This window comes from Bacteroidota bacterium, from assembly GCA_017303975.1.
Lineage (GTDB): Bacteria > Bacteroidota > Bacteroidia > JAFLBG01 > JAFLBG01 > JAFLBG01.
In genome coordinates this window covers 22,300-49,218 of the sequence record JAFLBG010000020.1, presented here as the reverse complement: position 1 = coordinate 49,218, position 26,919 = coordinate 22,300, and the positions used below count along the sequence as shown (strand labels likewise).

Below are 26,919 nucleotides of genomic sequence, written 5' to 3'. Positions count from 1 at the left end.
ATTAAGTATGTACAATTTTACCACTAATTTAAAGGAATTAAAAAATCTATTTTAATTCTTCCAATAAGTATTTTGCAGTAATACTATTCTTGTTTTTTACTATTTCCTCCGGAGTGCCTTCGCATAAAAGATGGCCCCCTTTATCTCCCCCCTCTGGACCAATATCAATTACATGATCCGCAACTTTAATAATATCCATGTTGTGTTCTATAACTAATACGGTATTACCGGCATCCACCAATCTATTTAGCACCTCTAATAAAATTCGAATATCCTCGAAATGTAAACCGGTTGTTGGTTCATCTAAAATATAAAACGTACGACCGGTTTCTTTTTTAGAAAGCTCCGTAGCTAACTTTACTCGTTGCGCTTCTCCTCCCGAAAGTGTTGTAGATTGCTGCCCTAATGTGATATATCCAAGTCCAACTTCTTTTAACGCCCTTATTTTAGAAACGATTGCAGGAATATTTTCAAAAAAATCAACAGCATGCTCAATGGTCATATTCAGCACATCGTTTATGGATTTGCCTTTATATCTAATTTCTAAAGTTTCTCTATTGTATCTTTTGCCGTTACATGCTTCGCACGAAACATATACGTCTGGCAAAAAATTCATTTCTATAGTCTTAACTCCAGCACCTTGACATGTTTCGCATCTACCACCTTTTGTATTAAAAGAGAATCTGCCGGGCTTATACCCTCTAATTTTTGCTTCAGGCAATTCGGCATACAATGCTCGTATATCGGAAAACACATTCGTATAGGTAGCAGGATTAGAACGTGGTGTTCGACCAATTGGAGATTGATCTATATCAATTACTTTATCAATATGTTTAAGCCCTGTTATAGAAGTATGCGGCATTGGTTTCTTAAGCGAATTATACAAATACGCGCTAAGAATTGGGTACAGTGTCTCGTTAACCAGAGTAGATTTTCCACTTCCGGAAACACCCGTAATACAAATAAACTTACCCAATGGAAATTTAACGGTAAGGTTTTTTAAATTATTTCCTTTGGCTCCAGTTAATACAAGCTCCTCTCCATTCCCTTTGCGTCTTTGCTTTGGTACAAGAATATTTTTTTTACCGGATAAATAATCTGTTGTGAGGGTGTTGCTTTTCTTTAATTGTTTTGGAGTTCCTTCTGCAACAATATGTCCACCATGCACTCCGGCATAAGGACCAATATCTACTACATAATCAGCCGCAAGAATCATCTCTTTATCATGCTCTACAACCAATACAGAATTGCCAATATCTCGCAGATTTTTTAGCGCCTCTATCAATCGTGTATTATCACGCTGATGAAGCCCAATACTTGGTTCATCTAAAATATACAACACACCAACTAGCTGCGAACCAATTTGCGTGGCTAATCGAATCCGTTGAGCTTCTCCCCCAGAAAGGGTTTTGGAGCTTCGATCCAATTTTATATAATCTAATCCAACATCGATTAAAAAATCTATTCGAGAACGAATTTCTTTTAAAACATCTTTAGCTATTACATTTTGCTTTTTATCTAGTTTCAGTTCTAAATCAGCAAACCAAACCTTCAAATCATTAATATCAAGTGCTGCTAATTCGGCAATATTTTTTTGCCCAATTTTAAAATACAGTGCTTCTTTTTTCAAACGTGCACCATTACATGTAGCACAAACAACCTTATTCATAAAGCCTTGCGCCCACTTATCAATGCTTTCGCTGCCTAACTCCTGCTGCTGACGAATAATAAAATTCACAATACCTTCAAAATTCATAGAATAAGAGGTTGCCTGACTATCGGCTTGCTCTTTTACTTTAAATACCTCCTCTGAACCAAACAAAATAACATTAATTGCATTCTCGCTAATATCTTCAACAGGTGTATCTAGTGTAAATTTGTATTTTTCTGCAATAGCTTCTATTTGTCTAAATACCCAGTTATTCTTGTACTCTCCGAGTGGAATTATAGCGCCTTTCTTAATAGATAACTTAGAATTAGGAATAATTTTTTTTATATCAATTTCAGAAACTTCACCCAACCCATTACACTTAGTACAAGCCCCGTATGGCGAATTGAACGAAAACAAGTTGGGTTGTGGCTCGTCATAAGAAACACCGGAAGTAGGACACATTAAGTACCTACTAAAATGCTGTACTTGGTCTCCATCCGCCTCTATAACCATCACAGTTCCTTTGGCTTGTTTCATGGCAACTTGAAGTGAATCTATAATACGTTGCTTGTTAGCTTCACTAATTACTATTCTGTCAATTACAGCTTCAATATCATGTATTTTATACCTGTCAAGCTGTGTTCGTTTATGTAGTTCGATTATTTTCCCATCTACACGTGCACGCAAAAAGCCTTGTTTGGCAAGCTGTTCGAACAATTCTCGATAATGCCCTTTTCTTCCTTTTACGAGTGGGGCAAGTAAAATTATTTCCTTTTTATCAAATTTTTGGATTAGCAACTCAATTATTTGAGCATCCGAATACCGCACCATTTTTTCTCCGGTAACGTATGAATATGCGTCAGAGGCACGTGCAAAAAGCAGACGCATAAAATCATAAATCTCGGTAATGGTACCTACTGTAGATCTAGGATTTCTATTTACAGTTTTTTGCTCAATAGAAATAACAGGGCTAAGCCCTGTTATTTTGTCTACATCGGGTCGTTCTAAACTACCCAAAAACTGCCTGGCATATGCCGAAAAACTTTCTATATAACGCCTCTGCCCTTCTGCATATATCGTATCAAATGCTAATGACGATTTTCCGCTCCCACTTAGTCCGGTAAAAACAACAAGTTTATTTCTTGGAATTTTTAATGATACGTTCTTTAAATTATGGACACGCGCTCCAATTACTTCTAACTCTTCAGTTTCCGGAGCTACAAAATCTTGCATATAGCTTAGTTCTTTCTATTTTTGAAAATAATTATTTCCTGATTAGGCACTAAAGAATTATTCTCAGACAAAATATTCCACATTTTAATTTGTTGTTCATCTACTTGATACTTATTTGCTAGTGAAGATACGGTTTCCCCTTCTCTAACAACATGAATAACTCTATTAATTGTATCCGACAAAACAGTATATTGTGCAGAATCTACTGCAGCCGCAATATGACTAGAACCATCAGATTCTCCATACTCCCAATCAATATCGGCAGTTAAAAACTCATTTTTAGGTAGTAATATTTTGTACGGCTTTCGTTCCTTATTAGTTAGCGAGTTTTTTCTTAGCCAAGGATTAAATATTTTAAATACTTTATACGTAAGGCCGTTAGTTAATGCAAAGGCCGTCAAATCTGATATAGATGAATCAACTACAATCTCATTAGTTGGGATTGCAGAATACAGGTGTTTTTTTCGAACAATAAAACCATATGCCTCCGGTCTAGTAAATATTTCTTTTACAGATACTATTCTAAATACATATCGAGATGTTTCGTCATTTAAAAGTAAGTCGTAATAGCTTGAAACTTTCTGTTTTTCCAACTGCCTTTCTACCCCACCCATTCCCATATTGTATGATGCGGCTACTAGTGTCCAATTTTTAAATTTGCTATATGCTTCTTTAAAATATTTGCAAGCAGCTTCGGTAGATTTAATAACATTGTAACGCTCATCTACCTCTTCGTTTATTTCTAACCCATATACTTTAGCGGTGCTTTCAATTATTTGCCAGTATCCTGTGGCTTTTTGGGGCGATACAATATTTGTTAATCCACTTTCTACAATAGCTATGTATTTAAAATCATCAGGAATACCATTCTTTTTTAGAATAGGCTCAATAATTGGCAACCATCTATTTGCTCTTTTTTGCAGTAAAAGTGTTTGTGATTGCCAATACGTATTAACCAATAACTCTCTATCCAAAGCCTCTCTAACTGAAAAATCATTTATTGGCACATATTCTCCAGCAAAATTTAAATCCTTGGGTAATCCTAAACTAAATACTTTGTAGTGACTGTTAAAATACTGTTGGTAGCTATTATCATCTTTAGATTCACTAAACGCATAAATAAATAATTTTATAGCCAAAAACAAGCCTACTAATACTAAAGAAGCTATTATATGTTTTTTATACTTTGTAATCTCTGTTATCGCTTTCATTTGTAGTTCATTTTTGTTTTTATTGCAACGCACTATTTATTGTTGTTCCTCTTTACAATAACTGTAGGCACGTACAATAGCAAAAAAAAGAATATAAAACTTATATACGCCAAGTATTTAAACGTATTTATTGTTAGCTCATAATTATTTAAAAACCAAACTATCATTGCCACAGAAGCTAACGAGATACTAAACAACAAGATTGCTATTCTTCGCTCTGTTAATCCAATATAAAAAAGGTGATGAGTAGTGTGGTCCTTCCCACCAACAAATGGCGACTGTTTTTTTAATAGTCTATTTACAACTACTGTAGTTGTATCTATTATAGGTACGGCAAAAGCCAATAAAGGAACTACCAATCTTATCCATTGATTATTAATTGCAACCGTATTATCATTCGCATTCCAATAAAAAATAATACCTACAGCAGCAAGTAATGCCCCAAGATATTGACTTCCGGTATCTCCCATAAACATTTTAGATGGATACCAATTAAAAAATAAAAATCCTACTAATGCCGCTAAATTTCCTAGTAAAACATAAAACAAAACAGAGTCTGTATTATTATTAAAAATGAGAAGCACCACAATACCCAATAATATGGCTATAGACACACTGGTTGTTACGGCATCCATATTATCAAGCATATTCACAGAATTCATAATTCCTACTACCCAAACTATAGTAATAAGGTAATTAAGCCACGCTGTATCAAAAAATGAAATCATTGTTCCAGTAAAAATTAATATTAACGCACACGATACCTGAACTAAAAATTTTAATAAAGGACGTGTATTATAAGCATCGTCTGCCAATCCCATTATAAAACCAAGGCAGCATGCACCAATAACACCCAATAAGCGGGCATTGTATAAGTGCGTTTGAACTAAAAAGCCAGCGGAAGCAATAGAAATTAAAAATATTACAAAAAAAGATATTCCACCAAGAGCAGGCTTGGAAGATGCGCTCCATCTAACAATACTTAAATCGTGATTTCTTATTCCTAAAGTTTTTGAAAAGCGTAGCAAAACATTGTTTAGTACAATAGAAAATCCCAAAAGCAACAATGCGAATAGTAATTTTATAATCATAACTGAAATTAAGCCGCAAAGTTACCCAATATTAGGCTTTAAAACAAGGTTTGGAAGGTATTAAATGGCTTGCCTTGTTGGTCTTTTTCAGAAATAATAGGGTTTGAGAGCCCCCAATTAATATTTAAGGTAGAATCGTCCCACTTTATGCAATCTTCGGATGCTTTATTGTAAAAATTGGTGCATTTGTAAAAGAAAATTGTATTATCGGTTAAAGTTAAAAAACCATGCGCAAAACCCTCCGGAATCCATAACATCGTTTTATTTTGCTCATTTAGCTCAATTGCATAGTGCTTGCCATAGGTTGCGGAATCTTTTCTTATATCCACAGCCAAATCTAATACAGCTCCTTTTATTACTCTAACCAACTTACCCTGAGCATGCGGTGGATTTTGAAAATGCAATCCTCTCAGTACACCTTTATTGGAAAGAGATTGATTGTCCTGTACAAAATTTGCTTCTATACCGATATTCTTAAAGACAGAAGCGCTAAAAGACTCGAAAAAATAACCACGTGCATCTTCAATAACACGTGGTTGCACAACAAATAAACCACTTATAGGAGTATCAATTAACTGCATTAGCCTAAATAACCTTTGTTACCGGATCCTTTTTTCTTGTCTTTTGAAAAGAAATTTTTTAGTGCAGAACCGGTATTCTTTGCTTTATGTGGACGACCTTCTTCATAATAACCATAGCCATAGCCATAGCCATAGCCGTAGCCGTAACCGTAACCATAGTTATAGCCGTATGTTTTTCTATTTACATCAACGCCATTCAAAATAACTGACAATCGCTTAATTCCATTTTCATTATATAGTCTGTCTACATTCTGAATAAAGTTCCTCTTTGAATAATCTGCTCTAAAAATATAGATTGGAAAATCTGCTCTCTGAATAATACTTATACCATCTGTAACCAATCCCACAGGTGGGTTATCAATAATAACTACATCGTAAAGAGACTTTAGCCTCTCTAAGGTTTCGTCCATTTGCTTACTAATAATAAGCTCTGATGGATTAGGAGGAATTGGACCAGCAGTAATATAATCCAAATTAGGAAGTGCACTGTGTTGAACACAATTTTCAACAGTATCTTTTCCTATAAGAATGGTACTCATTCCTCTAAAATTTTCTGCCTGAAAACCTTTGTGAATTTTAGGTTTACGCATATCCAAATCGATAACAATCACTTTTTTCCCGGAAAATGCAATTATACCTGCTAAGTTAATAGCAACAAAAGTTTTACCCTCACCAGAAATAGTAGAGGTTACAGCCACTATTTTAGCCTCTGGCGAATTAGCTATAAATTGTAAATTAGAACGTATCGACCTAAAGGCTTCTGCAATAAGGGACTTAGGGTTTTTATCAATTAGTAATTGTGATACCGGAATTTCCTTGTGGTATTTAGGTACAATTCCCAATACACTTATTGATGCGTTAGTTTGTTTAGTAATTTCTGTTAGCGAATTTATTTTATCATGAGAAACATAGCCAAAAAGGATAATAAGTAACGATAAAAAAGCCGCTGTAGATAAAGCTAAGGATAACGTTGTTCGTTTTGATGGCGAAACAGGACTTTTAGGAACGAATGCTTTATCTAAAACCAAGTAGTTTGATACAAAGCCTGCCTTTGAAATAGAGTACTCTGTTTTTTTCTCTAATAATAGAGTATAGTACTTTTCATTTATGGAAAATAAGCGTTGCAGTCTTGCATACTCTATTTCCTTTTCAGGAGCTTTGGTAAACTTATTTTGAAACTCGCTTGCCTTACTATTTAATTCTTCCTTTTTTGATTTAACTTTTTCCTTAAATGAATTAATACTTTCTAATAAGAACCTCTTTTTAGTTTCAATTTGATACTCTATTGATTTAATAGACTCAGCATTAGTAGTTAAATCGTAAAAAAGCTCTTCTTTTTTAATTATTACCTCTTGCAATGCATTAATTTGAGTTGTAATAGAACTGCTTTCAAATTCCGAACCGGCAAGCATAGACAACAATGTATAGGTATCAATTTTGTCTTGTTTTTTAATCTTTTTTTCTATGTTTTCTAGTACACGCTCTTCTATTTCAAGAGTAATAATCTGATCTTCTAATTGATTATATCTACCCAAATTAACAGAGTAAACATCTTCATTTGTATTAACATCGTTTTCTTTTAAAAAATCTTGTATCAAAACTTCGGAGCTCTTTAAGCTTTCGTACACAAACTTCAACTGCTCATCAATAAAATTGATGATACTTTTTGAGCTTTCGCTTTTCTTTTCCACATCAAAAGTGATAAACTCTTGCGACATTGCAGTTACCACATCAGAGGCCTTTTTGGGGTCATTGTCTTTGTATGTTATTTTTACTGTTTTCGCATCTTGATTTAATATTTTAACCTCTAAATTGGGAAAATATTCTGCTGCAAGAACATCCAGATCATTAATTACGAAGTAATAATCGTTTTTCTTAATATCCTGTTTCTTTCTTAAACTTTGAATTTGTGAAGCGTCTTGAATAGAAACTTTTATATCAAACAAGCTATGACTCTTCCATGCATCAACAATACATTTTTCCTTATATTTTTTACCCGCATAATCAAAAGAAATTTCAGCAATTTTGGGATTAACAAAATCGATATAAATTTTTGTCCCTTTTATAAGTTTCTCTTTTACCTTTACCTCTATACGGTAGGGCGTATTGTTATAATGCTCATTGTTTTTAAATGTACCTTCTGCAAAATAACTAATTTCAAGAGGCAATGTAGATAATGCACGTTTAAAGAAAATTTTCGAACGCAGTTGCTCTAATGTTTGAGCTAATTCGCCACCACCATCATCTCCGGCAACTTTAAAAATTTTAACTGCTGTATTCGTATTTTGTATTTGTACTACAGTAGATGATTCAAATTTAGGTTGGGCGTACCTTAAATACAAAAAACTTGTTAGTAAAGCCAACGCAAACAAAGACAAGACCACCCAAAAAGACCTTCGAGCAATGTAAATAAATAAACCTAACTCAAATTCGCCAGTAAGGTTAGAAATACGCTCCTTATACCTTTCAAAACTATCGTTCGTTTGCGATATTTCTTCTTTATACATGCTGAGAAATTATAAAAATACTATTGATTATTCTTAAGTGTAGTGAAATAAAAAGCGGTAAAGAAAACAATTGTTGTTAGCAAAGAAACGATAGGTGTAACCTCTGTGGAGATTTTACGCAAAACATATTTTCTTGGCTCTACATAAATAATATCATTGGCTTGTAAAACCATATCTGCTTGCCTTATTCCATCAATCATAGACAAATCTATCAAATAGACTTCAGGCTTTTGAAGGTCGCCACGAATTAGCTTAATTTTCCATGCTTTACCACCATCAGTCAACCCTCCTGCATAAGCAATAGCCTCAATTAGTTTGGTATTATTATTTAAAAGCGGAATTACCCTTGCATTACCTGCATCTCCGGGATAAATAATAACACGCCTATTATTTATTTTTATAATAACAAAAGGTTTTACGTAATAGTTAGAATATTTTTCTTCTAGGAATAACTCTGCTTCCCTGATTGTTAACCCTGCCAATTTAGTCTTCCCCAAAACCGGAAGCTTTGTAAAGCCATCATAATCTATGGTATAAAACCAAGAATTCAAATTACTTCCAACGTAGGTACTACTTGAGCTAGAATTAGAAGTTAAGTCAATCAATTTAAAACCATCATTCGAATAAATCCTAAACTCAATAATATCATTTGCCGATATTTTATACTCCTTCGATGCATACAAAGAATCGCTAAATTGAGTATAGGTAAAATCCTTTGGCGTTTTAAGCATAATACTCGGATTTATAAGAGAGCATCCGGTCAGTAATAATGCAAAATAAAATGCAAAAATATATAAAGCTGTTTTTTTCATATTTGGACTACAAAAGTAAGAAAAAATACCCTTTAAAATATTATTTAGCGGAATAGATTTAGAAAATAAAAACAAAAAACATTGTAGTTATTGTTCATTTTTATATATTTGCAGCTTGAATTCTATTTGGTCGGGTAGTTCAGTTGGTTAGAATACGTGCCTGTCACGCACGGGGTCGCGGGTTCGAGTCCCGTCCCGACCGCAAAAAGCCTCCTTCTGGAGGCTTTTTTGTTTAATAATATCTTAGTATTTTTACACTCTCAATTTTCACTACTTAACTAATTTAACCTATACCTACCTAATCTTAACTTAATCGCATAAAAATGGAAAAGAAAAAGCAAGCCATCAAAACAAGCTATATTTTAAATCTTAATGAAGTTGACCTTTCTCACATTGATATTGTTGGAGGTAAAAACTCTTCCTTAGGCGAAATGCTGCAACATTTAACGAGGCTAGGCATTAATATCCCAGACGGTTTTGTTATAACGGTTTCTGCCTATAAACGATTTATTGAATATAATAACCTAGATAAAATCATTAAAGACATTGTTGCTAAAATTGATTTGAACAATATAGAATCGTTACGAAGATCCGGCTTACAAATTAGACAACTCATAAAAAACGGTAAATTCCCTGTGGATATTGAAAAGCAAATTGTAGAGCGTTACACAAAACTATCTCAACAATACAAGCAAGAAATTACAGATGTTGCCGTTCGTTCTTCGGCAACTGCAGAAGATTTGCCGGAAGCTTCTTTTGCTGGACAACAAGAAACGTATTTGAATGTGCGTGGACCTGAATCGTTAATTAATTCAGTTAGAAATTGCTTTGCCTCACTTTTTACCGATAGAGCTATTAGCTATCGCGAAAATTTAGGATACGATCATTTTCAAATTGGCTTATCGGTAGGTGTTCAAAAAATGGTGAGGTCTGATTTAGCGGAATCGGGAGTTGCATTCTCATTAGATACGGAAAGCGGATTTAAAGATGTTGTTGTAATAAACGCATCTTACGGCTTAGGCGAAATGATTGTACAAGGTGCTATTTCGCCTGATGAATATATTGTTTTTAAACCTACACTCAAAGATGGCTTTACTTCTATCATTGAAAAAAAAATGGGGATAAAAGACAAAAAAATGGTGTATGGAGATAATCCGGATGAGCGTGTAAAAATTATTCCTGTTGAAAAGCATTCGCAAAACCGCTTTTGTATTTCTGATGAGCGAGCGTTGCAACTGGCAAAATGGGTTACACAAATTGAAGAATATTATTCTAAATTAAAAAACAAATGGTGCCCTATGGATGTGGAGTGGGCGGTAGATGGACTTTCGAATGAATTATTTATTGTTCAAGCGCGTCCAGAAACAATTCATTCTAGAAAAGACGGAAAAAAAATTACCGAATACAAAATTGAAGATAGCACTCGCAGCGAAAAGATAGTATTAAAGGGAATAGCAGTTGGAGATAAGATTGCTAGTGGTAAGGTGAAAATAATGTATTCTTTAGATGGCAGAACGGGGCATTTGGATGGAAATGATTTTCAAGCAGGAGACATACTTGTAACGGATATGACCGATCCTGATTGGGAACCCATCATGAAAAAAGCAGCTGCTATTGTTACCAATAAAGGAGGAAGAACTTGTCATGCAGCAATTGTTGCACGTGAGATGGGAGTACCTGCTATTGTTGGTTGTATTAATGCTACTGAAGTTTTAGCGGACGATCAACATATTACTGTTTCGTGCGCAGAAGGAGATACAGGAATAATTTACAATGGTGCGATAGAATATCAAAAACAAGAAACAGCTGTAAGTGATTTCCCAAAAGTAAAAACACCTGTAATGTTAAATGTTGCTTCTCCGGATATGGCATTTCAATTTTCACATATTCCAAATGCTGGTGTAGGCTTAGCTCGAGAGGAGTTCATTATAAACAACTACATTCAAGCTCATCCTCTTGCATTAATGCAACATAGTAAACTTGGAGATAAAGATTTGACAGCTAAAATTCAACACCTAATTACTGGATATGAAGACGAGGAGACTTTTTTCATAAAAAAACTTTCGTACGGAATTGCAAAAATTGCTGCCGCATTTTATCCAAATAAAGTAATTGTGCGTTTTTCTGATTTTAAAAGCAACGAATACAGAAATCTGTTAGGAGGAAAATATTTTGAGCCGCTAGAAGAAAATCCAATGATTGGATGGAGAGGAGCATCGCGTTACTATTCAAAAGATTACAAGGAAGCTTTTGGTATGGAGTGTAAAGCCATACGCAGAGTGCGCGAAAAAATGGGATTAACAAATGTTGTTGTAATGGTTCCATTTTGTAGAACGGTTGAGGAACTTATTAAAGTGCAGGAAGTAATGTCTGAATACGGCCTAGAGAGAGGAAAAGAAAATTTGGAAATTTATTTAATGGCAGAAGTTCCTTCTAATATAATTTTGGCTGAAGAATTTGCAAAACACATTGACGGTTTTTCAATTGGCTCGAACGACCTTACACAGTTAGTTTTGGGAATTGACAGAGATTCATCGTTAATTGCGCATTTGTATAACGAACGTAACCCTGCTGTAAAAACAATGTTAAGTATGCTTATCAGAACAGCGAAAAAAGCTGGTGTTAAAGTAGGTATATGCGGCCAAGGCCCGTCAGACTTCCCTGATTTTGCGAAATTTTTGGTAGAGGAAGGTATAGATAGTATTTCTGTTACACCAGATTCTGTATTAAAAACACTAAAGGTTTTATCAAAAGAAATATTGAAAGCCGAAAGCGTAGTCAACTAATTTCATACTACACAATTACCTTTTTCGAAGGGCTGTTAATAGAAGTATCATCAGCCCTTCGAAATATAAGGAAGCTCTCAATCAAAACTATATATCTATACATAAGCCATCGTACGCTAACTGTATATTTTTAGGTAACGTACGTTGCACATTATTGTGCAAACCTAGTTGGTGACTTATATGAGTAAAATAGGCTATTTCAGGTTTTAACTCAGCAACCAACTCTAAAGCCTCTTGTAAGGTATAATGTGATGGATGTTTTTCGTGTCGGAGCGCGTTTAATACCAATATTTTTGTTCCTTTTATTTTTTCTTTTTCAGAATCGTCAATACTATTTGCATCTGTAATGTATGTAAAATCGTTTATGCGAAACCCTAATACGGGCAATTTCATGTGTTTTACTTTAATTGGAATAAGTTCTATATCCCCAACAAAAAAAGGCTGGGTATCAATATTTACCAAATCTACCTCTGGTATTCCAGGGTATTTCTCGGTAGCAAAAATGTATGAAAACTCCATTTTTATTGCTTCTTGAACTCGCTGTGTTAAATACAACGGAATTTTTTTCTTTTGCAAAAAATTAAAAGCTCTAATATCATCCAACCCTGAAGTATGGTCTTTGTGTTCATGTGTAAAAACAACACCATCAAGGCTTTTGATATTGTAGCGAAGCATTTGTTGCCTAAAATCAGGGCCGGTATCTATGACCAAAGAGGTTGATTGACTTTGAAGATGAATAGATGTTCGTAAACGGTTGTCCTTAGAATTAGAAGACGTGCAGACTTCACAACTACAACCAATAATTGGAACTCCTTGAGATGTTCCTGTCCCTAAAAATGTAACTTTCAATACGTGTGTTTTTATACCTAAATTTACATTATAATTTTATACCTAAACATATAAATGTACTACGCTAGATTAGAAAATATTAACGAATCGGAAAAAAAAATACTTCTAGATAAACTTCGCAAAAAACTATTGCAACAAGGACTATTATATATACCTACAGCCTTGATTTGTTTTATACTGCTTATCCAAATTAATTATCACCACTTACTTGGCACTAATGAAACAATGCGCTCTATAGCCAATGTAATACTTGCCATTGTGGGAGTTTTGTTGGTAAGGCTTTTTATTGGACACACTTTAATGTATATAAAAGAAAGAAGCGCTTGGCAAAAAAAAGTAATCAGAGCTTCCATCTTATCCATAAATAAAAACCAAATTGCAATTGGTTCCGAAAAAATAAAAGTTAGTCCCATTGAGCTTAAATCAATTCGGGTAAATGATATGGTTGAAATTGGAATTTCTACAAAATCAAACATGTTGATTTATATAAAGAAAACACAACATTGAATCGAAGTATAGCAGACACAATCGCTCGTATTCTATTTATTGTATCGGGATATTTAACAATATTTCTGATTCTAGTACTTGGTTATTTTAATCGCTTTGCGTCAGACGATTTCACATTATTATACCTGCTAAATAATTATGGGGTATGGGATGGAATGTTAGCTATGTACCATAACTGGTCAACGTATTGGGCTTTCTATTTAATAATACTTCCATTTGTAAAACTGTTGATTTATGTAAACAATCTTCTCCCCTATTCTATTCTATTAGTAGCAACAACCGTAATTACATTCTATAGGTTATTCATAGTCTTAGAAAGTGAGTTAAATTTTGAATTATCTAAAGCAAAAAAAATTCATTCTGCTATATTTTTGACAGCTAGTTTCTTCTGGATTAGTTTAGATAAAGGACAGTCGTGGTTTTGGATATTTTGCTCAACAGAATATACTTGGAGCGCAATTATAGTTGTTCTTTTATTCACATTTTTAATAGAAGCAAAAAATAGTGCATGGAGGTTAGCAGTGATTGCGCTTCTTTCAATAATAATTGGAGGTTCTGCAGTACCAGTATTTATTTTTTATTGCTTCTTGATGGGATTATTACTGCTTTTCTATAAAAATAAAATATCCATCACTAAAATAGGATTGAGTTTAGTATTATTTTCAATTTCAGTAGCGATAACCATTTTAGGTGAAGGCTCCGGAAAGAGGCAGCAAATGTTACCTTCCCCATCGATTGTTATTGCTGTAAAAATGCTTACTATACACGCTCTTCAAATTACAAAAGCATATTGGCAAATTGGAATAATTGGTTTATTCTGTACGCTTATAGGATGGCAATCTATATCTCCAATCAAAAATAATTTAACTCCTGTGTATTTTAAGAGTAATTACCTGTTCGCTTTTTTACTTATTCTAATATTTCTTGTAACATTTCCTGCGGCTTACTTACTTTCGGATGTGCCCCCGATGCGAATATGGGGATGTATTTACATTTCATTAGCAATTTCCCTCGTTCTATTTTCTATATCAATAAAAAAGCAAAATAAAATTGTTAGATTAACAGCGGCAATATTTTTTGTGTTATTTGTTTGTTATAACATTATTACCCAATTTGTTATTGTAAAAAAATATTCGGCAGCGTATGATAGTAGAATGAATTACATACTAATGGAATCTAAAAACACCAAGACATTACTTTTAGAACCTCTACCACCGGCAGGAATGTTATACTCAGCTGAAATTAATACCGACAGCACCCACTTCACAAATAGGCAATTGAAGATGACTTATCAAATTGATTTAAATTTAAAACGAAAGTAAAATCATTTTATAAAATAAAAATCTAGTATAATAACACAACAAAAAAAACGTGAACAAAAAAATAAAAGTAGTATATATCATCTCTAATATTCAAAATAGAGTTTTTCAATTTGAATGGCAAGCGGAAAAAATAGATAAAACTAAATTTGATATTTTTTTCATTCTATTAAATAGTAAAATATCTCCATTTGAATCTTTTTTAATTGAAAAAAAAATTCCAGTTATTAGAATAAACTATACTTCCAAAAAAAATATTATTTACTCATTTTTCAAATGCTATCTTATTTTAAAAAAAATAAAACCCCATATAATTCACACTCACTTATTTGAAGCATCATTAATAGGTCTAACAGCTGCAAAATTTGCTGGTATAAAAAAAAGGGTTTATACGAGACATCATTCTGACTCTAATATTTCCTACGCTCCCAATGCTGTTAAATACGACAAGTTTATAAACAAAATGAGTACTTCCATTATTGCAATAAGTGAAAATGTAAAAAACATATTAATCACACTTGAACAGGTTAGTCCAGAAAAAATTAAAATTATTGAACATGGCATAGACCTTGAAGAAGTTGATTCAATTTCAGAAACTCGAATTGAGAAATTAAAATTAAAATACAACTCCCAAAACCAGAAACCAGTAATTGGGGTAATTTCTAGATACATCAAACTAAAAGGGTTAGAATATGTTATTGATGCGTTTAGCAGACTACTTTTATCATATCCTAGTGCACGACTACTTCTATTTAACTGTAAGGGCAACTATTCACCTATTATAAAGGAAAAACTAAAAAAATTACCTTCTTCAAATTACTTGGAAGTAGAATTTGAAGAAGATTTATATGCACTTTATAAAATATTTGACATTTATATACATACTCCAATCGATTCTAGATGTGAGGCATTTGGACAAACATACATTGAGGCATTAGTAACTAAAACACCTTCAATATTTACACTATCAGGAATTGCCAATGATTTTATTGAAAACAAACGAAATGCCTTGGTAGTAGATTACAAAAATTCCGAAAACATTTATAATGCAATTAAGGAACTACTTACAAACAATAATCTAGTATGCACATTAGTCCAAAATGGAGAGCAAGATGTAAGAAGAAAATTCAACATTAACGAAAAGATAAAAGAGCTTGAGGCATACTACATTTCACTATAAACAAATTATTTGGAAAACGAATTAATATATTCCTCTTCCAAAGAGAATTCGTAAACCTTTCTATACTCATCAATGTGAACATTTCTCCTTGGGTGAAGTGTATTATATCCGTCATAATTAAGCTGAATCTTTTCTCCTTTAATAAATTTATCGATCCATTCTCCAGCCAAATTTAAATCAGAAGGAGGAAGTTTTCTTTTTAGTTCCTCTAAAAAGCTTAAATCGTTAAATCCAATTTCTTGAATAACAGCGAAAAAATTCTGAGGGAATGAATTTATTGTTGGTTGAATCTCTCTGCCAGAACCCTTAAATAGTTTTCCATCTTTAGGGTAAAAATAATCTTCATTGTGTACTGCAATACCAACTGCTGATGGGGAAGGGATAAGACGTTTGATGATTTTTTTAATTAACTCTTTATTCTTTCTCACAAGATTTAGATTACGCAGCTTATTAATTTTACTTGTGGGCCTAGAATGAGTCCAAAAAGCGTAAGTAACACATATTTCTCTAGGATAAAATACAGTATGTGCTGTATCTTCATCCATAAACTCAATATTAAGAGGCTTGTGTCGTAGATATTTTTGCAACTTCATCTCTACTTGCCCAGTTTGAGGATCAACTACATTAAATCCTTTTTGAAAAATTAAAGAATTATAACCTTCTCCATAAGCATTAATAGTTGAAATCATATAGGGACCATGGGTATGCATTGGAGAATACGAGTGTGTAATCTCTCTACTAGCAATGGGAACAAAAAAACTACAGTTAAATTCGTGCTCAAAATGTCCTGTAAGATTAATTTGAAAAGCATGACTAGCCTCCTTGCGATGAAAGAAGTCTGGTTCTAACATTGCCATTTTCAAAACTTCAAAAATAGTCTCACTACCTTCTTTTGCAAGCCGATAAAGATATGGATGAGCTATTGTATGAGCCTCATATCTATTTTTACGCTCTTCTGTACAAATTTTAAAAAATGTATCAATATAAAATTGAATACCCTTTCTTTCCATATTTAAAACAAAGATCTAAAAGTTAAACTAATTCTAATTCTTTAGCAGTTTCACTACTACAAAGAAGATAATTAAGGAAACCGCGTTGAATTATCTTATCTACTTTTTTAATCGAATCGCCCTCTTCTAAACTAAAAAACAAATAGCCAAGCGGTTTAACAAAATCTTCAACTCTTTTACCAACTTCATCATTCAATATCTCAATTAATAAAGTTGGTTTATGCAAAGCAAAATACTTTCTATACCCCTCCAATACTTCTGGTTCATGTGTTTCAACATCAATCTTCATCAAGTCAATCTTTGGTATGGCATATTTTTCAATAATACTATCAAGGGTAGTTGTATTTATCTCCGTGGTAAATACTTTCGTCTCCGCCAAGTTTCTGTTTTTATTAACTGTAACAGAATAAGTATGTGCTTCAAATGTGTCGTAAATGGTTGCTACCCCTACATTATTAGATGCAGCGGCTTCAATACATACTATATCAAAATTATTTATATGAGCATTTGCCTTTAGCTTTTCAAAAACTCTTTTAACTGGTTCAATTGCAAATACTCTAGCATTGGGATTGATACATTTAGTAACCATAGAATACGTACCTGTATTGGCTCCAATATCAAAAACAACATTAGATTTTCTAGCTAATTTTATCCATAGATTCATGGACATTCCCTCATAACCACTATGAATTCCTTCCCAAAACAAATCATTCTCTACCTGAAAACCATAATGCATCATTTTAAACTTATGACTATTATCTACACTAATTAATATTTCATCATTAAAATGGAGGTGTTTATAAATAGAGTGTGGTGGTGTCCAAAAAAATTTAATAAACAAAAAAAATTGTTTTTTAAATGGAATTAAACGGTAGATTTCTTTTAATATTTTTTTCATTTTTCACTTTTCACTTATAAAAGCGCACAATTTAGTTATTTATTAACGAAAAACAACCATGGCATCGGAAAGAGTCTATTACTATACCAAGCAGAAATAAAAAATATACAAATAAAACTGACAAGAGTGGCATATGCTGCCCCAATTGCACCAAAATGAAGTATAAAAAAATAATTTAAAACGCAATTCAATAAAATATTAAATATGGATATCCAACCTAAAAATTTTGTTTTACCATAATAAAAAAGAACAGAAGAAAACATTAAGTAAGCTCCCCAAAATACATAAGCTAACCCTGTCCAAAAAACGTACTCCAATCCCTGTTCAAACTTTTTATCAATAAAAACATCAAAAAAGAAAGGAGCAATTAGTATTTGCAAAAAAAAGAAAAGGAGCATAAACCCAAGGAAAGTATAAGACATTTTTGTAATCTCAAGCTTCTTGAAATTATCAATAGCTACCAGACGTTCCATTACGAATGGGCTATAATAATTACCAAAAGCTATAATTGGCAACAATATTGTAGCTCCTATTTGATATCCAATACTGTAAACACCCGCCTCATCAATCGAAACCATTTTTGTTATAAATAGTCTATCACTTTGATTAACTACAAACTTTCCTAATTGATGAAATATAAGAGGGTAACCAAAATTTAATATTTTATATAGCACATTTTTATCAAAGCTAAATGAGATTAATTTAACCTTTATTCCAAAGAGCCAAATACTAAATAAAAACTGCATAATAAGCGAACAAATCCATGCTAATATTCGTCCCTCCCAACTTCGAAAAACATATACTACAAAATAGTACGTCAAACCTAATTCTACAATTGTTATAAATACAGAATAAACGAAATAGGAAATGGTAAATTTCGAATTAATAAAAAAATTCTTAGGTTCATCGCTAAGAATTGATAAGAAAGAGGTTAGAGGAAGCAGTAAAATAAAAACAAAAGAAAAAATCGAATAGTCTTGAAAAAATGGAAACACAAATGCAATAACTATTGTAATTGCAACAAGAGAAAAAAGTACAAACCAAAAATAGGTCGAAAACAATTTATTTAAGTCGGATTTAGAGTTTTCTTTTTTAAAAAACTGAATCCAAAAATAGCCTCCAGAACTTAAGTTTAAGAAAGGAGATAGTACAAGTACATATGCATTAAACAAGGCAGTAATCCCATAGTCTTTTTGAGACAAATGTTTGGTTAATATTGGGAGTATTAAAAGACCTAAAATAGCAGATATTACAGAACTAAGCGAATAAATAGAAAATGACTTAAATAATTTTTTGAACATTACCTAAAAATCATTGATTAATACAATTTATAATGCGCTGTGTTGCTTTTCCATCAAAAGGAAAATTGTTCTGCTCTATGAAGTTTGCATATTCATTTTCATTTTTTTCTGCTAAATTATTTCTTATCCAAAATTCAAATTTTGTATCTAAATCATTTATATCTAATGAAGAATGACATATTGAATGTTGCGAAAAATCAAAGCCGATAATTTCAGGCTGGGGATTCCATCCAACCAACACAACATTCTTTCTGGCAGATAAAAAGCCTGTCATAATAGAAGATGAATATCCTATAATTAATGCCGATTTATGGTAATATTCTAAACAATCTTCAAATTGCAATAGTGTTATATTATCCTTGCTAAGCCCGTAACTCTCCCACCTTCTTTTGTCTGACCTAGGATGAAGCTTTATAAATAAACTCAAATTATTCTTAATGGCAAATGCATTTAAGCTAAAAGCCATTTTTTTATGAAACTCAGGAGTCCAATTTCTCCATCCAACCTCCAAATAAGGATGATCAACGAAAGTAATACAGACTTTTGATTGAGTTAAGGCTTTTTTGTCGTTCATCATTACAAAATAAGAGTCAAAATTAGGAACCCCCGTGTAAATTACATTTTCTTGAGTGCAGTGGTATTGATATTGGGCTTCGAGATAACTATTTCTACAAAAAATTATAAATGTTTGAGGGATGCGTTCCTCAAAATAAATGCGATGGAGTGCATGAAAACTTTGAGACCAAAAAATATGAAACGGTAAAACACAAAACTTAAACCGATTTCCCTTCTTTATAGAAAACAATGTACTGTAATAAAAAAACAAATTGATAATTATTCCAATTGGCTTAGAGAATATTTTTTTTACTTTCTCAAAAAAATTCCTTTTTCTCAATTCGCTATTTATACTAATAGCAAACTGAATATTACTTGCAGCACCATGATTTAGATAGAAAGTTTTAATACCCCTTTTTTTTGCAGCTATACAAAGAGCAATCTGCTTAATGTCGTAAATCTCAAAAAAAACTATAACATCGGGGTTAACACTATCAATAAACTCAAATGGTGTTTTATAATCCTTCCAAAAATAATTTTCCTTAATAAAATCCGCACAAACATTCAATTGATTATTAGTTTCGTGCCATAAAATATAATAGTCGTTATAGGTATCTTTCGACAAAAAATCATAATTATCTTTTCTGTCAGGACCTGTAACTAATAGTATTTTTTTGGGAGACATTTAAAAATGTTTGTCAAATATATAAAAGATGAGCTTTGTAAATCGAAAAAAAACATGACACAAATCAACAATAAAACATTACAAATCGATTAACTCTTGTCACGAAAAAAATACTACTCATTCTAACTCTCTCCAAATCCTCTGCCAACTAATATATATTTATTTTCTTTATAATTTTTTCTTTTTAAAGGTGTATTTCTAATGTTAAAACTACTTTTTAAAAGAGGTAATCTTGATTTTTCGATTAAGGACTTATCAACAGTATAATTAATTGCGTTTTGCAGTTGCCATTGCCAATTCTCATCTCTATTCCATTTTTCTTTATTTCGATGGGCATCAATTATATAATTAAAGGCATTTTCTGTCATTCCTATCCAATCTAAAAAAAGTGACAAATTTTTAGGATAAATATGAGAATACTTTTGCACCAACCGTTCTCCTTCTTCTCTTGTAATTTTTCTTAGTCGAATTTCCCTACAAGCATGGTCAGTAACTTTAGAGTATCCATGTTTCAAAAATTTAATATAGTCGTGTACGTCAGAATAATTAAAACAATCAACATCATTATAGGGGTCAAATGTTCTAGTTTGTGGATAGGATTCGTAATCATACATCTCAATCATTTTCCTATGCTGATCCATTGAATCCCAACGAATATAATTATTAAGATATATGCCGCGAACACCTACTTGTTCTAGTTCTATATCTTCAGGATACTTAAATTGTGTAATATCATCTATACTAATTCCATCAAACTCATCCACAAAATCTTCTGCTTCATACCCCATTAAATCATGCTCCTTTCTATATTTTCGAGTCATCTCCACTTCGTCCAAATGAGAAAACATTCCTACTTGATCAAGACCTTGATGAGCACCCCATACAATTAATGGTATTTTGAACTTAACAGCAACCTGCACGGGATAAACAGTTTGTCCTGCAATACAATGCCAATAAATACTTCCAAGTTTTCTCAGAGAGGCTCTTGTTATTCTTTTTACTGTTTCTGGATTAACAGTAAGAGTCATTATATCGCAGTTAAACTTTATTCTTAGATTCGCAAGATTTCTGATACCCAAATCTGTATTATACTGCTTGTTGTATGTAACAAGCAAAGGGTTCATTTTATATATATTCTTTATTGTATGTACAATAAAATATGAATCCCTAGCACCACTTACAGGAATTATACAATCATAATTATTTCCTGACTTATTTCTATATTCGTTTAGTATAGATTCAAGTTTCTCTGACCTAAGATTCCAATCTAAAGTATCTTTCTCTTCATGCACCCTACATCCACTGCAAACCCCATCATCATCAAAGGTTATATTCAATGGATGATTATCTGTATATAAGCACCTACTACAAATCATTATATTAACTCTTTTTCAATTTTAGTAAATAACAATTTCTCAAGAGCATCATCATTTTTTTTTTGAAGTCTAAGGTCTAAATCAAAAGAAGATGAATGATATGTAGCCTGCGTTTCAATTCTGATAGGTAATCTATTTGATACAAATGCCTTAGAGGTAATAACACTATGTTCTGAAAAATGAAAAAAATTAGCCGCTGCTGCTGCAGAAACATTCGTTTTTTGAAACACTTCAACAAAATCGATTGCATTCTTTGCTCCTCCACTACATATAACAGGAACTCTTACAGCATTGCAAACAGAATTAATGAGATTCAAATCAAATCCTGTGTAGCAACCATCTCTGTCAACAGAATTAATTAAAATTTCACCTGCACCTGCCCTCTCCATATCAACTGCAAAATCAGCAGGTAATCTATCAATTATTTTTTTCGAAGTATAATCATAAACTTTATATTGGTTGTTAATGTACGTAGCATCGATTGACGCCACGACACATTGATTCCCAAATACGGTAGCTGCTTCAGAAATTAATTCTGAATTATTTATTGCACTATTATTCAACGAAACCTTATCTGCTCCACAGTGCATTAATTCTTTAATATGGTTAATATCTTTTATTCCACCACCAACTGTTAACGGAACCTGACACTTACGAGAAATTTTTTTAATTAACGAATAATTAGGTAATCGTTTGTATTTTGTAGCATCAATATCTAAAAAAATTATTTCATCTACCCCCCATTGATTCAAAAACTCAACTGCAATATCTGGCTTACCTACGGGCAGAAATTTTGAAAAACCTATACTTTGAACAACAATATTGTTCTTTACAACTAATGTAGCTACAATACGTTTCTTTAGCATATTTATATAGAATTGAAAAAAGAACGAAACATCCTTAGTCCATTTAATTGACTTTTTTCCGGATGAAATTGAACCCCAAAAATATTTTCTAATTGAACCGCTGCAGTTAATTTAATTCCATAGTCGCATTCTGCGGCAATATTAGACAACTCTGTTTCAAAATGATAACTATGGTCAAAATAGAAATGCGCCATATTAATACAATTATCAAAAAGAGGGGCAGATTTCTTAATAAGAATATCATTCCATCCAACATGAGGAACAGAAAAAGGGCTAGAAACTTCAAGTTTTTTAACACTTCCTTTAATCCAATCCAATCCTTTATGTATCCCATTCTCTTCAGAATACGAAGCCAACATTTGCATACCTACACAAATTCCTAAAATTTTCTTCTTTTTCACTAAAACATTTTCCCCCAAAATTAAATGTAAATTCCTTTTATTTAAATTTCTCATTGCCTCATCAAAAGCTCCAACCCCTGGCAAAATCAAAGTGTCAGCTCCATTAATATCAATCTCCTTATCTGATATTTTTAATTTACTATAACCAAGAAAAGAAATAGCGTTTGCAACGGAATGCACATTTCCAACACCATAATCAATAATTACTATTTTTTGTTTCTTACTCACGAATTAAACCCAACTTTAAATTTAGGTTTCCACCTGAGATTATTATCCTTTTCAAACAAACTTTTGTTTACATAAGAATCTATTTGACCCCAAAAATCATCGACTGTAATTCCGATATAATCCGAAAAACTCTTTATATAACTACCTGAACATTTTCCATCGTATTTCTCTACCAACTGTATAGCTTCATCTCTAGTTAAACGACCATTTCGAATATCTTCATTTACATAGTCTGTTACGCGACCAAATCCATATTTAAGATACTTTATCATTTGGTTCAATCCTACCCAATCCTCATCTAAACCTGTAACACCCAAATAATCTCCAATATCAACAGGGTTTTCATTTCTAATTTCTAAACCTCTTAGTGCAGAAAAATTACCATTATCTCTTAGTGACCAATCTTTCCAAAAATAGCCTAAAAATGTAATTCTTAAATTGGCATCCTCCATATCTTTTTCTGAAGGATAACAATATTGAAGAATTTCATTTTTTTTTATCTCATTATCTTTCAATATCCAAGTATAATCCCCGCCACCTAAAGTATTCATTTTACGTAAATTATTTCCATCACTTCCATTTTTGCCCATAACATTTAAATCTCCTAATTGTAATGCGGCATTTTCACCCCACCAAATTAATGGAATTTGATACGCAATAGCTAATCTTGGAACACTACTAAACAAAGCTAATTCGGTAGATTTACCCCAATTTCCAAATTCTAGAAACCCTCTTCTCATAAGAGTTCGCCAAGTTTGGGGTGCAGGATTTATTACAATACAATCAAATCCATGTTTAATCATATTTGACACATTATCAACTCCTCTTTGTGTAATTTGTTCTGGAGGATAACTCAAACAAACTAACAAAGGATTCATTTTCAATACATCTTTTACAAAAAATGCCTGACGAGTACTATCTTTACCACCACTTACACCAATAATACAGTCATATCCGGAACTATTATTCGCTTTACCAAAGGATACAATAGTATCTAATTCTGCTCTACGCTCATCCCAGTCAACAAGACTTAAACTTTTATGATAGGTACATGCCGGACATACTCCCTCTTTATTAAAAGCTATACCAGGTCTGCTATCCGTTTGAAGACATTCTTTACAGTACTTCACAATTGAATTAATTAGTCAATTACAGCAAAAGAAATTTTTGTATCAAATGGGAAACGTTCTATCCTTAATTTTTTAATATCGATAGAATCCAAAACCGCTAGAGTCTCACCTGGTAAACCTCTATCATTTAATTCATCGAAAACAATTACAGCGCCTTTTGGCATTCTAGGCAAAAAGGCATCTAAAGCAGCTTTGGTAGGCTCGTAAAGATTTACATCCAGATAAAGCAAACTAACAATTGTTTCCGGATTTTTTTGAATAAACTCAGGAGCTGTTTTTTTAACATCGCCTTTTACCAAAACAACCTTCTCAATAGAATTTAGAAATCTATTTTTATCAAATACTTTTATCGCTTTTGAAATATCTTCAAACGAATCCAATCCCATTTTCCCATCCTCATACTGCTTCAATGCAATACCTGTTTTATCATGTTCTCCAATTGAAGGCTTATCACCAAACATATCAAAACCAAAAATCTTCCGTTGATGATTTAAATGTTCAAATATTGCACTAAACTGAGCCCAAGACATTAAACTAGCACCATCTAAAACGCCAATCTCAACTATAGAACCTTGAATATTTAATATTTTTTTGAATATTTCGTATCTAACCAAAAATCTAGTGAGAGACTGACGAGGAACATATTTAGGAAAATTTTGTAGTTTCCAGGCGTTTGTTCCAATACTATTGGTATAGTACTCTTCTATTTCATTTCTATATTGTTCAGGTAAATATGAAGCATAATCATAGACCTGTTGCAATTCGTTTAAATCCTTTGTCATTTTATTTACTTGTTAATTTTTTTAGTAACACTTTCAAAAATAGCTTTAAAATTAAGCATTTCTGCAATTTCAGCATCATCAAAACGAATATCAAATTCATCTTCTAATGACGTAATCAAATTCATATGGTTAATTGAATCCCACTTTTCAATAGTTTCAGAAGATGTTTCTTGAGCTATAGAAGATGACTCTACATCAAAAACTGTAGCCATTATTAATTTTATTTTATCTATCATATTTTGAGCTAATGTAATCTAATTGATGTAATTTATAATTGGCAATATTGAGTTCATAAAACTTTTCAATCTCATTTTGTTTCATTACTAAAAAACCATTATTCTCATAAAAAACTTGAACCTGATTATTTTTTATTGTTTTATAATAAGATGCCACAATTTTTTTAATTCCAATAAGTCTAAGCTCTTCGATTACCAAATCTAAAAATTTAAGTTCTAAGTTCCTCCCTAAAACCCTACAACTCATTAAAAAAGTATCAATTAGAGCTGAATCGTCTTTAATTTCAACAATAATTACCCCTGTTAATCCAAAATCTCCAAATTTATCTCTTACTTCAATTGTAAATACTTTATGTGATTTGCTTTCAATAAAGCTAGTAATTTCTGTTTCAGTATATCTTTTGGTTGTAAAGTTAAACTGATTTGTCTTTTGAGTAAGCTGTGCAATACGTGCAATTTGAGCTTTATTATCAATATAAACCACAATACTCAAGTCGAGCGACTTTAAATACTCACCTATATTGACAAAAGATGCTTTTTCTGTTTCTCTCTTTTGCTCATCTTTGTACATTTTAATACGATTAGAGTCTTCATTGGAATTAGATAACGTAAAAAAACATTCTTGCCTTTTACGAAATTCTTGTGGATACAAATAAAGCTGTTTTGGAACTTGCATCGTAACAACTTGAGGTAGGGTTTCTCTTACTAGGTTTATTTCAAAATCAGAATCATCTACAAATAATAGGCTATCAATCCCAATATTCAAATCTTTTGCAATTTCCTTTAGATTTGACACTTTATCATTCCAGTTAACCTTCTTAATTACAATATCTTCATCCTTAATAGTAATTGCTTTATTATTGCTAAATACCTCGTTAACATCTGAGGCATTATTCTTACTATTTAATCCAATAACAATTCCCTTACGTGCTAAGTCTTTAGCCAAATGTTGCACCTCTTCAAAGACTACACCTTTTGCTGTTTTAGAAGACATTTGAATTCCATCTAACCCATCCTCTCCAACTATCCCATTCCAAAGTGTATTATCGCAATCAAATATCAATGCTTTTTTTGACTTACCTGTTGCAGATAAAACTATTGGCTTAATAAACGAAGCGTATTCCCTAAAAAAGTCTACCGAATAAAGGGCTTTAGAAGAATAATAATTTCTAAAATCAAAAGATTTTTCTATTGAACATTTAGCTATTAATTTATCAATGTCAATTATTATAACATTATGAGATTGTTTTGACTCAATGTAATTATTAAGTTGATCGCAAATAAAATCAAAATTATTTTTTTTTATATAGGGATGGTTGAATGCTAGTGTACTGAACTTATTAAAAAGAACCAAAGGAAGTTTTTCTAAGTTTTTTAGCGCAAAGTCTATTTCCGACTTAAATCTTTCAACAAGCTCTTCCGTCTCTTTTAATGACAATAAAGGGGCTTTATATTGAAAACCATCGATAAGATTGGCAATTTCCCAAAACAAAACCACCATACTTTTTTCTGAAGATTTTACACTATCTTGAATTATAGCATCGTAATCCCCAATAGCTACTTCAGCATTAACGAAATTAACTCTTAACTCATACTCCAATATTGGTTGCAATTGATTTACAACAACATTAGATATCACGGAAATAGGATAAACTGGAGTTTTTTCAAGAGAAAATCTAAATTCCTTATTTAAACGCAGAATCTCAGAGAATTTCATTCTATTC

The 26,919-nt window shown here is 32.2% G+C and carries 22 protein-coding genes and 1 tRNA gene; 5 read left to right on the top strand and 18 right to left on the bottom strand.

Annotated elements, in window-relative coordinates; translation table 11 throughout:
• Nucleotides 1-46: 46 nt before the first annotated feature.
• From uvrA to J0M08_08335, 6 genes are read right to left on the bottom strand one after another with little or no spacing between them, the layout of a single operon-like run.
• Nucleotides 47-2,884, bottom strand: coding sequence for an excinuclease ABC subunit UvrA (gene uvrA, locus J0M08_08360; protein MBN8703063.1), 2,838 nt, complete (start codon nt 2,882-2,884; stop codon nt 47-49).
• Between the two features lie 5 nt (nt 2,885-2,889).
• Nucleotides 2,890-4,095, bottom strand: a complete 1,206-nt coding sequence (locus J0M08_08355) for a transglycosylase SLT domain-containing protein (GenBank protein MBN8703062.1) — start codon at nt 4,093-4,095, stop codon at nt 2,890-2,892.
• 32 nt (nt 4,096-4,127) lie between these two features.
• Nucleotides 4,128-5,186 (bottom strand): undecaprenyl/decaprenyl-phosphate alpha-N-acetylglucosaminyl 1-phosphate transferase, encoded by a 1,059-nt coding sequence (locus tag J0M08_08350; protein MBN8703061.1) that lies wholly within the window; start codon nt 5,184-5,186, stop codon nt 4,128-4,130.
• 38 nt (nt 5,187-5,224) lie between these two features.
• The gene (gene rfbC / locus J0M08_08345; protein MBN8703060.1) at nt 5,225-5,767 is read right to left on the bottom strand and encodes a dTDP-4-dehydrorhamnose 3,5-epimerase; all 543 of its coding nucleotides are present in this window, start codon (nt 5,765-5,767) and stop codon (nt 5,225-5,227) included.
• Nucleotides 5,767-8,274: a polysaccharide biosynthesis tyrosine autokinase gene (locus J0M08_08340; protein MBN8703059.1), complete on the bottom strand. Its 2,508-nt coding sequence runs from the start codon at nt 8,272-8,274 to the stop codon at nt 5,767-5,769. The genes rfbC and J0M08_08340 overlap by 1 nt, the downstream gene beginning before the upstream one ends.
• A 20-nt stretch (nt 8,275-8,294) precedes the next feature.
• Complete coding sequence (locus J0M08_08335; protein ID MBN8703058.1) at nt 8,295-9,086, bottom strand: polysaccharide biosynthesis/export family protein; 792 nt, start codon at nt 9,084-9,086, stop codon at nt 8,295-8,297.
• Nucleotides 9,087-9,214: 128 nt separating this feature from the next.
• On the opposite strand from J0M08_08335, the gene J0M08_08330 reads away from it, so the two are divergent.
• Both J0M08_08330 and ppsA read left to right on the top strand, forming a co-directional pair.
• Nucleotides 9,215-9,288: transfer RNA gene (locus tag J0M08_08330), tRNA-Asp, on the top strand.
• A gap of 121 nt (nt 9,289-9,409) precedes the next feature.
• On the top strand, nt 9,410-11,872 hold the full coding sequence (gene ppsA, locus J0M08_08325; GenBank protein ID MBN8703057.1) for a phosphoenolpyruvate synthase: 2,463 nt from the start codon (nt 9,410-9,412) through the stop codon (nt 11,870-11,872).
• A gap of 87 nt (nt 11,873-11,959) precedes the next feature.
• Here the strand turns inward: ppsA and J0M08_08320 are convergent, their stop codons facing one another.
• A complete protein-coding gene (locus J0M08_08320; GenBank protein MBN8703056.1) occupies nt 11,960-12,721 on the bottom strand; it encodes an MBL fold metallo-hydrolase in 762 nt (253 codons plus the stop codon).
• A 54-nt stretch (nt 12,722-12,775) separates the two neighbouring features.
• On the opposite strand from J0M08_08320, the gene J0M08_08315 reads away from it, so the two are divergent.
• Genes J0M08_08315 through J0M08_08305 form a run of 3 tightly spaced genes read left to right on the top strand, consistent with a single transcriptional unit; the run spans nt 12,776 to nt 15,727 of the window.
• The gene (locus J0M08_08315) at nt 12,776-13,228 is read left to right on the top strand and encodes a hypothetical protein (protein MBN8703055.1); all 453 of its coding nucleotides are present in this window, start codon (nt 12,776-12,778) and stop codon (nt 13,226-13,228) included.
• A complete protein-coding gene (locus tag J0M08_08310) occupies nt 13,225-14,550 on the top strand; it encodes a hypothetical protein (protein ID MBN8703054.1) in 1,326 nt (441 codons plus the stop codon). The genes J0M08_08315 and J0M08_08310 overlap by 4 nt, the downstream gene beginning before the upstream one ends.
• Before the next feature lie 49 nt (nt 14,551-14,599).
• Entirely contained in the window at nt 14,600-15,727 is a 1,128-nt protein-coding gene (locus tag J0M08_08305) for a glycosyltransferase family 4 protein (GenBank protein MBN8703053.1), read from the top strand.
• Nucleotides 15,728-15,732: 5 nt separating this feature from the next.
• Here the strand turns inward: J0M08_08305 and J0M08_08300 are convergent, their stop codons facing one another.
• The 11 genes from J0M08_08300 to J0M08_08250 form a co-directional block, all read right to left on the bottom strand.
• The gene (locus J0M08_08300) at nt 15,733-16,737 is read right to left on the bottom strand and encodes a hypothetical protein (GenBank protein MBN8703052.1); all 1,005 of its coding nucleotides are present in this window, start codon (nt 16,735-16,737) and stop codon (nt 15,733-15,735) included.
• 22 nt (nt 16,738-16,759) lie between these two features.
• A complete protein-coding gene (locus tag J0M08_08295; GenBank protein MBN8703051.1) occupies nt 16,760-17,635 on the bottom strand; it encodes an FkbM family methyltransferase in 876 nt (291 codons plus the stop codon).
• Between the two features lie 35 nt (nt 17,636-17,670).
• On the bottom strand, nt 17,671-18,936 hold the full coding sequence (locus tag J0M08_08290; GenBank protein MBN8703050.1) for a polysaccharide biosynthesis C-terminal domain-containing protein: 1,266 nt from the start codon (nt 18,934-18,936) through the stop codon (nt 17,671-17,673).
• A 10-nt stretch (nt 18,937-18,946) separates the two neighbouring features.
• Entirely contained in the window at nt 18,947-20,176 is a 1,230-nt protein-coding gene (locus tag J0M08_08285; protein MBN8703049.1) for a hypothetical protein, read from the bottom strand.
• A gap of 122 nt (nt 20,177-20,298) precedes the next feature.
• Nucleotides 20,299-21,555, bottom strand: a complete 1,257-nt coding sequence (locus J0M08_08280; GenBank protein MBN8703048.1) for an N-acetyl sugar amidotransferase — start codon at nt 21,553-21,555, stop codon at nt 20,299-20,301.
• Nucleotides 21,552-22,418, bottom strand: coding sequence for an imidazole glycerol phosphate synthase subunit HisF (gene hisF / locus J0M08_08275; GenBank protein ID MBN8703047.1), 867 nt, complete (start codon nt 22,416-22,418; stop codon nt 21,552-21,554). The genes J0M08_08280 and hisF overlap by 4 nt, the downstream gene beginning before the upstream one ends.
• Nucleotides 22,419-22,420: 2 nt before the next feature.
• The gene (gene hisH, locus J0M08_08270) at nt 22,421-23,047 is read right to left on the bottom strand and encodes an imidazole glycerol phosphate synthase subunit HisH (GenBank protein ID MBN8703046.1); all 627 of its coding nucleotides are present in this window, start codon (nt 23,045-23,047) and stop codon (nt 22,421-22,423) included.
• Nucleotides 23,044-24,177, bottom strand: a complete 1,134-nt coding sequence (locus tag J0M08_08265) for an N-acetyl sugar amidotransferase (GenBank protein ID MBN8703045.1) — start codon at nt 24,175-24,177, stop codon at nt 23,044-23,046. Before J0M08_08265 ends, hisH begins: the two co-directional genes overlap by 4 nt.
• Before the next feature lie 11 nt (nt 24,178-24,188).
• Nucleotides 24,189-24,959, bottom strand: a complete 771-nt coding sequence (locus J0M08_08260) for a class I SAM-dependent methyltransferase (GenBank protein ID MBN8703044.1) — start codon at nt 24,957-24,959, stop codon at nt 24,189-24,191.
• 5 nt (nt 24,960-24,964) lie between these two features.
• Nucleotides 24,965-25,195 carry an acyl carrier protein gene (locus tag J0M08_08255; protein MBN8703043.1) on the bottom strand — a complete coding sequence of 77 codons (231 nt, stop codon included), beginning with the start codon at nt 25,193-25,195 and terminating at the stop codon, nt 24,965-24,967.
• Nucleotides 25,185-26,912 (bottom strand): HAD-IIIC family phosphatase, encoded by a 1,728-nt coding sequence (locus J0M08_08250; GenBank protein ID MBN8703042.1) that lies wholly within the window; start codon nt 26,910-26,912, stop codon nt 25,185-25,187. Before J0M08_08250 ends, J0M08_08255 begins: the two co-directional genes overlap by 11 nt.
• Nucleotides 26,913-26,919: the final 7 nt, after the last annotated feature.